The 13,158-nt window shown below is 55.4% G+C and carries 10 protein-coding genes; 6 read left to right on the top strand and 4 right to left on the bottom strand.

Annotation, left to right across the window (positions count from 1 at the left end):
* Positions 1-60 precede the first annotated feature (60 nt).
* The 3 genes from CKL79_RS16130 (at position 61) to CKL79_RS16120 (ending at position 3,186) form a co-directional block, all read left to right on the top strand.
* Complete coding sequence (locus CKL79_RS16130) at positions 61-1,281, top strand: ABC transporter permease (RefSeq protein ID WP_121970609.1); 1,221 nt, start codon at positions 61-63, stop codon at positions 1,279-1,281.
* Positions 1,282-1,335: 54 nt separating this feature from the next.
* Positions 1,336-2,067, top strand: a complete 732-nt coding sequence (locus CKL79_RS16125; RefSeq protein ID WP_121970608.1) for an ABC transporter ATP-binding protein — start codon at positions 1,336-1,338, stop codon at positions 2,065-2,067.
* 114 nt (positions 2,068-2,181) lie between these two features.
* Entirely contained in the window at positions 2,182-3,186 is a 1,005-nt protein-coding gene (locus CKL79_RS16120) for a tetratricopeptide repeat protein (RefSeq protein WP_121970607.1), read from the top strand.
* A gap of 26 nt (positions 3,187-3,212) precedes the next feature.
* Here the strand turns inward: CKL79_RS16120 and CKL79_RS16115 are convergent, their stop codons facing one another.
* The 3 genes from CKL79_RS16115 to CKL79_RS16105 all read right to left on the bottom strand — a co-directional run bounded on the left by CKL79_RS16115 (position 3,213) and on the right by CKL79_RS16105 (position 6,839).
* Positions 3,213-3,581, bottom strand: coding sequence for a hypothetical protein (locus CKL79_RS16115; RefSeq protein ID WP_121970606.1), 369 nt, complete (start codon positions 3,579-3,581; stop codon positions 3,213-3,215).
* Between the two features lie 59 nt (positions 3,582-3,640).
* The gene (locus tag CKL79_RS16110; protein ID WP_121970605.1) at positions 3,641-5,416 is read right to left on the bottom strand and encodes an AarF/ABC1/UbiB kinase family protein; all 1,776 of its coding nucleotides are present in this window, start codon (positions 5,414-5,416) and stop codon (positions 3,641-3,643) included.
* 283 nt (positions 5,417-5,699) lie between these two features.
* Complete coding sequence (locus tag CKL79_RS16105; RefSeq protein ID WP_346427065.1) at positions 5,700-6,839, bottom strand: DegT/DnrJ/EryC1/StrS family aminotransferase; 1,140 nt, start codon at positions 6,837-6,839, stop codon at positions 5,700-5,702.
* A gap of 201 nt (positions 6,840-7,040) precedes the next feature.
* Between CKL79_RS16105 and fetB the strand changes: the two genes are divergently transcribed.
* Complete coding sequence (gene fetB / locus CKL79_RS16100; protein ID WP_121970604.1) at positions 7,041-7,817, top strand: iron export ABC transporter permease subunit FetB; 777 nt, start codon at positions 7,041-7,043, stop codon at positions 7,815-7,817.
* Here fetB and CKL79_RS16095 read toward each other — a convergent pair.
* On the bottom strand, positions 7,814-10,561 hold the full coding sequence (locus CKL79_RS16095; RefSeq protein WP_121970603.1) for a hypothetical protein: 2,748 nt from the start codon (positions 10,559-10,561) through the stop codon (positions 7,814-7,816). The two genes, fetB and CKL79_RS16095, sit on opposite strands and share 4 nt — an antisense overlap.
* A gap of 481 nt (positions 10,562-11,042) precedes the next feature.
* Here CKL79_RS16095 and CKL79_RS16090 point away from each other — a divergent pair, with 481 nt between their 5' ends.
* On the top strand, positions 11,043-11,783 hold the full coding sequence (locus tag CKL79_RS16090; RefSeq protein ID WP_121970602.1) for a response regulator transcription factor: 741 nt from the start codon (positions 11,043-11,045) through the stop codon (positions 11,781-11,783).
* 15 nt (positions 11,784-11,798) lie between these two features.
* Positions 11,799-12,983 carry a HAMP domain-containing sensor histidine kinase gene (locus CKL79_RS16085; RefSeq protein WP_121970601.1) on the top strand — a complete coding sequence of 395 codons (1,185 nt, stop codon included), beginning with the start codon at positions 11,799-11,801 and terminating at the stop codon, positions 12,981-12,983.
* Positions 12,984-13,158 lie beyond the last annotated feature (175 nt).

Here is a 13,158-nt window from a genome sequence, read left to right as displayed (position 1 = left end):
ACTCACTGCGACTAAAGAATTGGTTAGGCTATAGGCGTACTGCCAGAGTTGTGGCCCCTGATGGATTTTACTGAAAGCCTGAAAATGGCTACAAAAACGCTGAGTGCTAACAAGCTACGCAGCAGTCTGACGATGCTCGGCATTATTATCGGCAATGCCTCTGTCATCGCCATGATTGGCATTGGTGAGGGCGCACAAAAGTACGTTAGCGGCCAGTTGCAGAGCCTGGGGCCGAACGTGTTATTTATCGTGCCAGGTAACCGGGAGGCTCGTCAGCTAGGAGATTTAGACGTGCCGCGTAACCTGGTAGTGGCAGATGCAGATGCGATCGCCTCCCAAGTGCCCTCTGTCACCGCCGTCGCCGCCGAAAAAACGACTCAGGGAATCATCAGCTACGGTAGCCGCAATGCCAGCAGCAGCATTGTCGGGACGACCGAAGGCTTTCTCACCGTGCGCAGCTTTGAAGTGGCCCAAGGCCGCTTTCTCAACAACCTCGACCAGCGCTCCAACAGTCTGGTTGCTGTAGTTGGCGCGACCCTAGCCGAACGCTTGTTTGAAAACAAAAGCCCGCTGGGTCAACAAGTTCGCGTCAAAGGCATCACCTTTGAGATTGTTGGCATACTGGAGAAAAAGGGGTCTAATCTGGGTCTTGACTATGACGATTCGGTGATGGTACCCATTACAACCCTGGCCAGCCGGATCGTGGGGCGGACTTCCCCTTATGGCGTAGATGTCAGCTTCATTTCAATCTCGGCTAACAGTCAAGAAGCCATGGAAACCGCTGAATTTCAGGTGACGAATCTGCTGCGATTGCGACACGGGGTGACCGATAGCGACGACTTTTATATTCAAAGCCAGGATACGCTGCTCAATATTGCCAATACGGTGACTGGTGCGCTGACGCTGATGCTGGCTGCGATCGCCTCCATCTCTTTATTCGTCGGCGGCATTGGCATTATGAATATCATGCTGGTCTCCGTGCGTGAGCGCACCCAAGAGATCGGCTTGCGCAAAGCCATTGGAGCTACTCAGAAAGACATTCTCAGTCAGTTTCTGATAGAGGCCGTCATCCTCTCTGCAATTGGCGGCGTTGTAGGCACTGCCCTGGGTGCAAGCGGCATTTTCCTCATTGCAGCCTTTTCCCCCTTTGAAGCGGGCGTGTCTATCTCTGCCGTCGTCATCGCCGTGGGCGTCTCCGGCAGCATCGGCCTTTTCTTCGGCGTCGTCCCCGCTCGCCAGGCCGCCAAACTCGACCCCATCGTCGCCCTTCGCAGCGCCTGATTATATCTACCTCCCAACTCCTACTCACCTCGTTGGCTGAGCGCAGCCGAAGCCATGTCTCCTCTCATCCAATTTCGCCAAATTACCAAAGTTTACGGCAGCGGCAATACCGAAGTGCGTGCCCTGTGGAATGTCGATATGACCATTGAGCGCGGTGAATACTGCTCAATCATGGGGCCTTCGGGCTCGGGCAAATCGACAGCGATGAACATGGTCGGCTGTCTCGATCAGCCCACCAGCGGCGAATATTTGTTTGATGGGCAAGACGTGGCTCAGCTCGCCGAAGACGACCTTGCCCATATTCGCAATCGTAAAATTGGCTTTGTCTTTCAGCAGTTTCATCTGCTGAACCATCTGAGCGCACTAGAAAACGTCGAGCAGCCGATGATGTACGCCGGCATTCCTAGCGCTGAACGAAAGAAACGCGCCGCCGCAGCGTTGGAACAAGTGGGCCTGGGCAATCGGGTCAACAACCGACCAAACCAGCTCTCAGGCGGACAGCAGCAGCGGGTGGCGATCGCCCGTGCCATTGTCAATCAGCCGCTGCTCATATTAGCCGACGAGCCGACGGGTGCTCTCGACACTCAGACCACTCAAGACGTGATTAACATCTTTTCGGACCTCAACAAAAGCGGTATTACTGTCGTCATGGTCACTCACGAACCCGATGTCGCTCGCCTGACCAATCGCGTCGTTTGGTTTCGCGATGGCGAGGTTGTCAATCCCAACTTATCGCCGGCTGATCTGGCCAGCGTCACCGCCATACCGGCAGCGGCAGGCGCTTAGCAAAGGAGAATCACCGAGCTAGGCAGCTTTAAGCGGTATAAACTGGTACAAAAAACCGTCAGTAGCGATCGCCCTACCAGTACAGTAGAGGAAGCGTCTCAAAAGATAGCTGCCATGAAACGGCTGACCCACTCTCAAGCCTGCCTAGCTTTGCTCTTCTCAATGGGAGTCAACCCTGGCCTGCTAACGCAGGCTGCTCACGCTGCCGAAGACAAAGCGATCGCCGCTGCCGAACACCGAATGGCTGAAGCCCCCTTCCCGGCAGACCTACCTACGCCACCTTTAACTGCGCAAGTAACCGCTCAAGCCCTAAGCCCCACCGATAGCGCCCTCGCAGAAGGCATCGGCTTAGTCCGGCAGGGAGACATTGACGCTGCCGTAGCAGCCTTTGAACGTGCCGTCGCCCTCGACCCAGAGTCAGCCGCCGCCTACTACAACTTAGGACTGGCCCGACGGCAAAACAGTCAGCTTCAGTTGGCAGCGACCGCTTTCTGGCAAGCGACTCAGGCTGACCCCACGTTTGCCTTAGCCTATGTCAACTTAGGGGCGGCGCTGCTAGAAGGCAAAAATCTCGACCAGGCAGAGAGCTACTTAACGCGAGCCATTGAACTAGCTCCCGAATTGGGACTTGCCCGATACAATATAGGACTGCTTCAGCAGCAGCAGGGTAACCAGGCAGCGGCGTTTGCATCGTTCAGTCAGGCGATCACCGCCAGCCCCTCCGCCCCCGATCCTCATTATCACATTGGCCTAATCTATCAGGCACAAGGTGAATACGCTCAGGCGCAGCAGGCGTTCGAAAATGCGATCGCGCTGAACAACAACTACCCCGAAGCCCATTACAATCTAGGCGTAACGCTCGTTCGCCAGGCCCAGCTAGAAGCCGCCGTTGATGAATTCGCTCGCGCTTTTGACCTGGCACCTACGTTTGGACATGCCTACTATGCTCAGGCGCTAGCTCTAGCCGACTTGCAGCGCTACGACGAAGCTAAAACCCAGCTACAGGCAGCCATCAACATCTACATCTCGCAGGATCAGGCTCAAGCCGCTAACCTCGCCCAGCGCCAGCTCAACCGAATTGCGAGCTTACAAACTGGGCAATTACAAACTGGGCAGTGAGTTCGGCAAAGCCAAAAAGGCCGTACCTAAAAGCCGTCTAGCTCAAAAGCGCGAGTGTTGCCACTCTCTAGCGCGGCTAGGTTTTTCTTGAGCTGAGACCACACCAGCCCGGCACTTAAAAAGATTAGCGGCGTCGCCATCGCATAGGCAATTTTGGCCGTAAACCCAAAAATGGACATGCCAGAAGCGAGAAAAACGCAGCTACCCAAACAGATACCGGCAAACGGAAGCTGCAAATCGAAGCCCTGAAGCTTTGAGATAGAGCGAGTTGAGCGGTTTTTATACCAGTCTCCAACAGATTCTCTGAGCACGGCGGAAAAAGCCAGGCCAGAGGTGATAGCAATCAGCAGCCCCGCTACCAGTAAAAGGTAGGGAGGCGTTTGGGGGTAGTACATAGCGGCGCAAGGCTCTTAAAGAAGACAGACTAAGGGGAAATAATCGCTTTAGTAACCCATTATAGGTGGACGCGAGGCTCCCTCGGCAGATTGCCGGTGGTTTGATGGCCGGTCGTTTGCTGAAAAGCGCCGACTAGTTCAGGCGGGACAAAAGAGACCGCTCGCTCTTTGGAGAAGTCAGCGATCGCATCCCAAGCAGCGCCCAGCAGTCGATTGGGATGCAAGTCGTCTTTTACTAGTAGCCACAGCCGCTGCACTTCTTCGGTATGCAGGCGATTGTCTTCAGTTAGCGCCAGCAACATTTGCCGCCGCAGATAGCGGCCCTCTTCTGACATTAAAAACTGAAAACCCAAACCCGCCGTCGGAATAATGTCAAAACTCTGGTCAGAGCGGGCAATCAGCAGCAGATTTTCCAGCCGCTGCCACTGAAATCGGCCATCTTTAAAGAGCACCTCGATCAAACGGCGACGCAGAGAAGTCGTCTCAGCGCTCAGCAAGCGGCGAGCCACGTAAGGGTAAGCGATCTCAACAATCCTAAAATCAGGATCGAGGCTCAGCGCCAACCCTTCTTGAGTGACCAAAGAGCGGATAATCAGCGCAAATTTGGCCGGTACGCGGAAGGGATATTCGTACATCACTTCCGAAAATTTATCGGTAATTGACTTAAAGTTGAAGTCGCCAACGCTGGCCCCAATCGCGTCTGCAAACACCGTTTCTAACGCGGGCACAATCGGCCTGACATCTACATCGGGCGTCAAAAAGCCCAGCTTAACGAAGTCTTTAGCCAGATCGGTGTAGTCACGATTGATCAGATGAACCACCGCATCGACCAGGGTTTCTTTGGTCTCTAGATCGAGCTGGTCGGTCATGCCAAAGTCGATATAGGCCATGCGGCCATCGGGCATAGCAAACAGGTTGCCAGGGTGAGGATCCGCGTGAAAAAAGCCAAACTCTAGCAACTGTCTGAGCCCAGCAGAAACGCCAATCTCTACTAGGTCATTAGTGGCCAATCCCGCCTGTTTCACCTGCTCAGTGTCGGTTAGCTTAAAGCCGTTGATCCACTCCATGGTGAGCACGTGAGCACTGGTGTAGCGCCAATAAATCGTCGGCACTTTCACCAGTGGCTCATCTTGAAAATTGGCCGCAAACTTTTCGGCGTTGCGCCCTTCATTCAGGTAGTCAACTTCTTCAAAAAGCTTGCCACCAAACTCATCGACAATTAGCGTCAGTTCGTGCCCTAAGTTGAGCGGTAGCCAGGGTCCAATCCAGCTAGCGGCCCACCGCATGATGTAGAGATCGCGGCAGATAATCGGCATCAGGTTAGGCCGCTGCACTTTGACGGCAACTTCCTCACCGCTGTAGAGCCGGGCTTTGTACACCTGGCCCAAGCTAGCCGCCGCCACTGGTTCAGCAGAGAAAAAGCTGTAAACTTCTTCGGGGGTGCGCTCCAGGTCGCGGTAGATCGTCTGACGCGCAATTTCATTAGAGAAAGGCGGTAGCTGATCTTGCAGCTTCACCAACTCGTCTAAAAAGCTGGGTTTAATCAGATCAGGTCGGGTCGAAAGCGCCTGCCCCACCTTGATAAAAGTCGGCCCTAGCTGAGTGAGAATCTGCCGCAGCCGAACGGCCCGGCGAGCTTGATTGAAGGCAGTGCGTTTAAAGAGTCGGTCGAGCAGCAGACTGAGGCCAAAGCTGCCCAGCATCCAAGAGACGGCTAGCGTGCGCCAGATGATGATGAGCGGACGCCAGCGGTAGTACCGGGCGATCGCTCGCCAGTCATAGCGGCGCATATGATGCGGATTAGTGGCTGTTTCGGGGGTTGTGAGGTCTGTCATAGCGTCGGCGAAATATGTTCTCCTGAGCAGCAGGCAAGCCCGGCTGGCAGCGGTTACTCCAGGTGCTCTTCAGGTACTTAGGAGAAGCGAACACCGCCATGGGTGAGTGCCTTGGAATACTGCCTCTGATCGCACCTTCCGAGCAGTTACAGCATTCGCAGTTTGTTCGATATTAGTTTCTTCATCTTAGTATACAAAACTACAACCTACTCAGACCCATAGATAGAATTCCGCCCCGATAGCTGGCTGGGAGCGACTAGCCGATGTGATTTCAGACAGCGGATCAAAGTGCGGTTAGGGCATCTTTCAGGGCATACACCACCCGGTTTTGCTGCTCATCAGTCAGCTCTGGAAACATGGGCAGCGCCAGTACCTGCTCAGCGGCTTGTTCGGTATTGGGCAGAGAGCCAGGCTGGTAGCCCAAGTCTTCATATACCGGCTGACGATGCAGCGGCACCGGGTAATAGACCATGGTCGAAATGCCCTGAGCCTGCATTTGGGTGCGCAGGCGATCGCGCTGCTCAGCCGTCACGCCCTCAATTAAAATGCTGTACTGATTCCAAACGCTGTGCCCCCCAACCGTAGCCACAGGCGGACGGACGCCAGTAATGGGGCTGAGCAACTGCTGATAGCGATCAGCCACTGCCTGCCGCTGAGCATTCCACTGCTCTAGATACTGCAGCTTAATCTGCAAAATAGCCGCCTGTACCGCATCTAGCCGGCTGTTGATGCCAATTGCCTCATGCTGGTAGCGCACTTTACTGCCATGGTCTCTCAGCAGACGAGCGGTTGCTGCAATCTCAGGGTCATCAGTCGTCAGCGCCCCACCATCGCCGCAGCCGCCCAAATTTTTGGTCGGGAAAAAGCTAAAGCAGCCAATCCGACCGATGCTGCCTACTTTCTGGTCTTGCCAGCGGGCACCGGTTGCCTGGGCGCAGTCTTCAATCACTGGCAGATGATGCTGCTGCGCAACGGCCATCACCGCGTCCATATCGACCGGCTGACCAAAGATGTGTACCGGCATAATCGCTTTGGTCTGTGGCGTGATAGCAGCAGCGATTTTACTCGGGTCAAAGTTAAAAGTCTCTAGCTCAATATCAATAAAAACAGGGGTCGCCCCGACCGCGCTGATCGCTTCGGCAGTCGCAATAAAGGTAAAGGGCGAGGTGATCACCTGATCGCCTGGGCCAATATTGAGCGCGCGCAGGGCCAGATACAGCGCGTCGGTGCCAGAGTTGCAGACAATGCATTCCTTAGACCCCACATACTGACCAAACTGCTCAGAAAACGACTCGACGACAGGCCCGTTGATGTACTGCCCGGAAGCCAGTACTTGCATCACCGCCGCACTAACATCGCGCTCAATGGTGGCGTACTGGCGGGTGAGATCGAGGGGAGGAACTGGTTGGATAACTTGGTTCACATTGATACCTGAGATGGATCACCGATGACACAACTGAACTGAATTTGAGCGTATGAGCCGGTTTGAGACGGCGAAGCCCTAGCTTTGCATAAGCTGGATGTATTCTATAGTGATTTTGCAAGAGAATAGGCGCTGCTGTAGACAGCTGTAGCGCGATCGCACGACTGTCAGCCCAAAGGTGGAATTTGCAGCGGGTAACCCATGATTGAACCGAGCTTGGTAGGAATGCTGTGGGCCGTGGGGATGATGGCGATCGCCATTGCCCTATCGAGCTGGCAGGGGCTGGGGCTATCGAGACTGCTGGCGATCGCCACGGGCCGCACCATCGTTCAGCTACTGGGCGTGGGGCTATTTTTAGCGGTGATTTTTGCGACCCGTAGCCCGCTGGCCGTCTTAGCCGTGCTCGTTGGCATGGCGACCATTGCCGCTATCGTCGCTCGCAGCCGGATTGATCGCGACCTGCCCCGGCTGCTGCGCTGGGTATGGCTAGCTATTTTCTCTAGCGGCCTGGTGACGATGACCTACGTGATTGTGCTGGTGATTCGCCCCGACCCCTGGTACGACCCGCGCTATCTGATTCCGCTGACGGGGATTGTCCTGGGCAATGCCATGACCGCTTCATCTATTGCCGGAGAGCGCCTGGTCAATGCCTTACGCAACAATCGCGTCGAAATTGAGACCCATCTCAGTTTGGGTGCTACGCCAGCTCAAGCAGCGCTCACCTATCGCCGGGCCGCCATCAAAGCCGGGCTGATTCCGACCGTCAACGCCATGATGGTCGTGGGTCTGGTCACCTTGCCGGGTGCCATCACCGGCCAAATTTTGGCAGGAGCCGATCCGCTGGTTGCCGCCCTCTTTCAAATGTTGATTATGTTCATGCTGGCCCTAGCGACGCTCATCGCCGCGCTCATCGTCACCTACGGCATTATGCAGCAGTTTTTCACCCCGGCCATGCAGCTAACCGATCCCCGGCGCTAGCGAACAAACCCGTTTAAGTCTGGCTGATAGCTCGCTAGAAAATCACCCTTAGCGTCGTATAGCTTGAGCGGAACTTGAGCCTGAGTACTCAGCACGGTAACTTCTTTCAGCAGCTGATTGGCCTGACTGACAATCTGAGCGGTCGGAGCAATATCGGCCCGCTGATCGGGCGGGGTAATCGTCTGATCGATCACGCTGTCATACCCTTGGAAAAGGTCTAGCCGCACGTTGCCGCCCTGCATAGAGTAGGTGCATTTTTGGCCATTAGTTGTGCCACAGGCCATGAAAAATCGGGGCTCGACGGGCTGAAAGCGCAGGGCCACTGCCAGGTTGTTTTCGGCTTTGCTCAAGGCGCTGGTGTAGAGGCTGAGCAGGGCCTGAGCTTCGGCCTGAGGCTCAGTAGCCTGGGAAACTGCTCTTAGCTGGACTACGGCTGCCGTCCAGTTTTGCGCGGCGCTGCTCCACTGCTCGGCGGCTTCGTCTTGCTGGGCGGCGACGGCGAGCTGTTTGGCCTGCGATAGGCTGCGGCTGTTGCTACGGGCTTGCTGGGTGCGATCGCGTACGGCTTCTACGGCTTGCTGGTAGTCAGTCAAAAGCGTTTGAGCTTCGCTGTAGGCTTGCGTCCCCTGAGGAATCTGCCTCAGGCTATTTACCGCCGACTCCCACGAAGCTAGCGCCGCTTCCCAATCTGCTGCAGACTCGGCCTGCTCAGCCTGCTGAGTGCCCAAACTAGCGGACTGCTGCGCCTGACGCATGCTCTCTTCAGCCTTCGATTCAGCATCGATCCGTAGCTTAATCGTAGACAGATTAGCCCGGTACTCGACCAGCTTGCGCTCAGCCAGGTCGCGCACCAGACTGTCAGGCGGGACAGCCTCTAACGCGCTGATTGCCGTCCGCCAGTCAGCGGCCACCTGGTTCCAGGTCGAGACCAGGTGAGGCGGATTCTGAGAATTCACAGCGGCCTGGTATGCCTTTTCCTGAGCCACACTCACCTGGTCGAGCGCGCCAATTTGATCCTGATACGCTGGCAAAATCTGCTGTGCCTGGGAGTGATACCGTGACCAGGGCGGAATCGGCTTGAGCAGTTGAATAGCGCGCTGAAGCTCAGCCCTGGACTGATCGACGCCTGCTAGAGAATCGTTCAAACGCAGATCCTCAATCGCTTCGTCTCCCTGAGCTTGAGCCACCTGAATGCGATCGCACTGCCCAAACACACAGGGCCGGGTCAGCACAAACCCCAGCGCGCCCACCACTACAAATCCCAGTGCCCCGACCAAGATCCGAGCATTGCCCCGAGACTGCTGCCACTGTTCGCCCTGCCGCTGTACTTCCCCTTCGTCTACCGAAGCCACTGATCCAAACGACTCAACGCCATCGCCGCCATGCCCTAAGAAGTAAGCCGCATCCTCAGGCTCATACTCCTCAGGCCCATACTCCTCAGGCTCATACTCGTCGGCGTCATCATCCGTCCTCTCTGCCGACTCCGCTGACTCAAAATCTTCCAACTCAAAATCTGCCGACTCCAGCGCTGCCAGATAATCTGTCTCTGCGTCCATAGTATGTTCAGCCTGAGTACTCTCCGGCTGAACATACCCAGACTGAGCACTCACTAACGAATCATCTGCCTCAGCCGCTGCCAATTTAGAATCTACAAAATCGCTCCCGGTCAGATCAGCATCCCCTATCTCTCCGGCGCCTCCGCTCTCCTGCGCCTCTGCCTCCTCTGGCTGCCCAAGCGCGGCATCTTCCTCTACTACAACCGCACTATCGCCATCCCACAGATTTGCCTGATCTGACAACACCTGCTCTAGATCAAACAAATCTGCCGGTGATGTGGCTTCAGGGCTGTCCCCATCGGTAGCTTCATAGGCCGAAAAATTGTGCTTTGAGGCTTTTTCTAGTGCCTCTTCTAAATCTGCGGCCAGACTCTTATCCGACTGCGCTACTGAGCTATCAGCGGCATTCTCAGTGCTGTCAAAGCTAAAGAAATCGGCTGCTGAGGACTCAGCCGCTGGTTCTTCCGGCAGATCTACCGGTGTCAGATCCAGATCAGATAGCTCTGGCGGCGCATACGCTTTATGTAAATCGAGATCTGTTTCCCAATCAGGATCTGTCTCTATCGGCAGCTCATCAGGCACAATCGTTGCTTCCCAGTCAGCCTCTAACTTGGGATCTAAATCCAGCTCCGTCTCTGCCTCTAGATCAAGATGGAGATATTCTTCCTCTAGCTCCGCAAGAATTAGCTCATCTGCATCAGGCAGCAGGTCTCTAGCAATGGGCTCTGAAGCCGCATGGAAAACTATCTCGCGACCCATCCAGTCAGTGTAGGGGCGATCGCTTACCACCCGCGTCTCTACCGTCGGGCTCGCCTGAGACTCGCTGAAAATGTCGTCAAAGCCATCGGCCACCTTCCAGACAAACGACCTCATCGTAAAAGGCTTAGCTTCGCTAGAGTGCTTCAGATATAGCCGCACAGAAACCGCTTCGCCAGCAGCAGCCAGATCGGCGGTTTCTTCGGGCAGCCCGGTCGTATCAAAATAGTGCCGCAAGTACGGCTCTAGCCAATCGAGCGTTTGCTCAGCGGCTATCTCTGCTTGAGCGCTGTCAAGCGGATACTCAACCAGTACCAGTACCCGGCCTCGGCCTAGCGTGCAGCGCACGGTCGTAGCTGGCGGCGTATCGATTTGCTCAGCTAGGGCCTGGGCAAGTTCTGCTGATAGGGTGGCAAATGTGAGTGCAGGCATAGGCGAAAGCATTCGCTTAGAACGCTGGTACTTCCAAAAATGGGGGCGAAGATATGGGCGATAGGATAGCGGAATTCTGACTAGATGGGAACTTAGGCGCGCCATGTTGCTTTTGTGCTCTCAAGGGATAACGTCTGTCAAACGCCTGCCTTCAAAAGGCTTAACTACATGCTGATACCGGTGCGCCAGACTGTTAATAGAGGTGACCGATAGAAGATGCACTACCCTTTTAGAGAGAGTAGGCTACCGCCTCAACTGGGGCAAGCTAAGCGGCTAGTATTTGTTTGAGTCTTCACCAAAAATCAATAATAGTTGATAGGTATGGCAGGATCGCTCAGTTTTTGCCGGGTCTCCTTACCAAATCCCTTTGCCAGATCCCTTTGCCAGATCCCTTTGCCAGATCCCTTTGCCAGATCCCTTTATAAGATCGAGGGTGGCTAGCCCCCGCTGTAAACCAGTCAACTAGAAACCAGAATCAACCATGGACATCTTAATTGTGGAAGACGAGGCTGAAATTGCTGAGCTGATCCAGCTTTATTTGTCTAAAGAGGGGTTCAGCTGTCATCTTTGCCGAGATGGTAGCACCGCGATTGAGCGCTTCGCCGCCATCCAACCCGATCTGATCATTTTAGACCTGATGCTGCCCGGCCTTGACGGGCTAGAAGTGTGCGCTAGAATTCGCCAGCAGCGAGACAAAAAAGACCCCTACATCATGATGCTGACTGCCAAGGGCGAAGAAATTGATCGCATTATCGGCCTATCGACCGGGGCTGACGACTACATGGTGAAACCCTTCAGCCCGCGCGAACTCGTCGCCAGGGTGCGCGCCGTTTTGCGACGCAGCCTGAGAGAGGGCGGTCAGCCAGCCTCTCACACCTACCAAACGGCTCATTTCACAGTAGACACCGATCAGCGGGTCGCCAGCCAGCTTAGAGCGGAGGGTACCCAAAATCAGGTAGAACCAAACAGCCCCAAGATAGACCTCGAACTGACGCCCTTAGAATTTGACCTGCTGTCTACTTTTATGAGCTATCCGGGACGGGTGTGGAACCGGGCTCAGCTGATTGAAAAGCTGTGGGGCAGCGAGTTTTTCGGCGATGAGCGGGTGGTCGATGCCCACATTGCTCGCCTGCGCAAAAAAATTGAGCCAGACCCGTCGGCCCCCTCGTTTGTGAAGACGGTAGTGGGTGTCGGCTATCGGTTTGAAGATGAGGGCAAGTAGTCTATCGTCATCTTTATGGTCAAACCTACTCCTACCCCGCCTCACTCGGCTCATTCTGAACCGACCAAGCCCCGCTCGACTAGCGCCAGACGGGGCAAGCCCAAGGCCAATCTGCGCAGTCGCCTGCTGACTTCTCAGCTCGTTGTTTTGGCAGTTGCCATCGTTGCCCTAGCTTCGGTCAGCCGCCTCTATACGCCGCGCTATTTTGTGGTGACGCTGGAGCGGATGGAGCGTCAGGGCGTGCGCATTCAGCAGGTGAAAGGGCAGCTACTGCGAGGCTTTGAAGACGCCTGGATTCGCGGCATGATCTGGTCGATCATTTTAGGGAGTGCCGCTGCTGGAGCGATGAGTTACTGGCTGTCCTGGCGGATTACCCGGCCACTGCTGCGGATGGAGACGATTACCCGGCAATTTGCCGCTGGCGACTTTTCTTCGCGGGTGCCGCCTTTAGATATTCCGGAGTTTGACCAGCTTGGCTACAGCTTTAACCGGATGGCCAATGACTTAGAAGGCGTGGAGCAGCGGCGGCGCGAACTGGTAGGCGATCTGAGCCATGAGCTGCGGACACCGCTGACGATTATACGCGGCTATTTAGAAGGGTTAGCTGACGGCGCGATCGCTCCTTCACCCGATACCTATAACCGTCTGGTGCGCGAAACCGAGCGGCTCCAGCGCCTGGTCAACGATTTGCAAGAGCTTTCTAAGCTGGAGTCGGGCTATTTGCCGATTGAGGCGCGCTCGATGGCGATCGCACCGCTGATTACTCAAGTGAGCGATCGCTTTGCCGATCAGCTATTAGGCGTCGAAAAGCTGAAGATCACGGTTGACCTGGCCGAAAATTTACCGCCGGTCTGGGGCGACCCGGCTCGGGTGGAGCAGGTGCTGGTAAATTTACTGAGCAATGCCCTACGCTACACGCCCGCAGGTGAGGTCAAAATTCGGGTCTACGCCGAAGCAGGCTTTGTCTGGACAGCGGTCATCGATACGGGCATTGGAATTTCTGTAGAAGATTTGCCCCATGTCTTTGAGCGGTTTTGGCGGGCAGATCGTTCGCGCGATCGCGTCTCGGGCGGATCGGGCGTGGGCCTAGCTATTTGCCGTCGTCTGGTCGAGCTGCAGGGCGGACAGATCACCGCCCATAGTGAACTGGGCACCGGCAGTACCTTTATCTTTTCTTTACCTATTCAGCCCCCTGTATGAAGACCAAAGCAGTCCGGTAGGCATCTATAGCTTCAGCCCCTTAGCCCACAGCACACAACGGTTGTAGCCATTACTGATGTAGGGAACTAAGGGGCTAACCGTCGTACGAATGCATCCGACGAGGGCTATACGTTGAGATTAATGCCCATAGCCGTGCTCAGCGTCGGGCCGATGC

It is taken from the genome of Leptolyngbya sp. BC1307, from assembly GCF_002286735.1.
GTDB lineage: Bacteria > Cyanobacteriota > Cyanobacteriia > Phormidesmidales > Phormidesmidaceae > Phormidesmis.
Note: the sequence above shows the minus strand (reverse complement) of the source record. Positions and strands in the feature narration are given on the sequence as shown.

What these genes read in the sequence shown, in the direction of transcription:
- CKL79_RS16130 (WP_121970609.1), top strand. Translation starts at nt 61, where the DNA reads ATGGATTTTACTGAAAGCCTGAAAATGGCTACAAAAACGCTGAGTGCT.
- CKL79_RS16125 (WP_121970608.1), top strand. Translation starts at nt 1,336, where the DNA reads ATGTCTCCTCTCATCCAATTTCGCCAAATTACCAAAGTTTACGGCAGC.
- CKL79_RS16120 (WP_121970607.1), top strand. Translation starts at nt 2,182, where the DNA reads ATGAAACGGCTGACCCACTCTCAAGCCTGCCTAGCTTTGCTCTTCTCA.
- CKL79_RS16115 (WP_121970606.1), bottom strand. Translation starts at nt 3,581, where the DNA reads ATGTACTACCCCCAAACGCCTCCCTACCTTTTACTGGTAGCGGGGCTG.
- CKL79_RS16110 (WP_121970605.1), bottom strand. Translation starts at nt 5,416, where the DNA reads ATGACAGACCTCACAACCCCCGAAACAGCCACTAATCCGCATCATATG.
- fetB (WP_121970604.1), top strand. Translation starts at nt 7,041, where the DNA reads ATGATTGAACCGAGCTTGGTAGGAATGCTGTGGGCCGTGGGGATGATG.
- CKL79_RS16095 (WP_121970603.1), bottom strand. Translation starts at nt 10,561, where the DNA reads ATGCCTGCACTCACATTTGCCACCCTATCAGCAGAACTTGCCCAGGCC.
- CKL79_RS16090 (WP_121970602.1), top strand. Translation starts at nt 11,043, where the DNA reads ATGGACATCTTAATTGTGGAAGACGAGGCTGAAATTGCTGAGCTGATC.
- CKL79_RS16085 (WP_121970601.1), top strand. Translation starts at nt 11,799, where the DNA reads ATGGTCAAACCTACTCCTACCCCGCCTCACTCGGCTCATTCTGAACCG.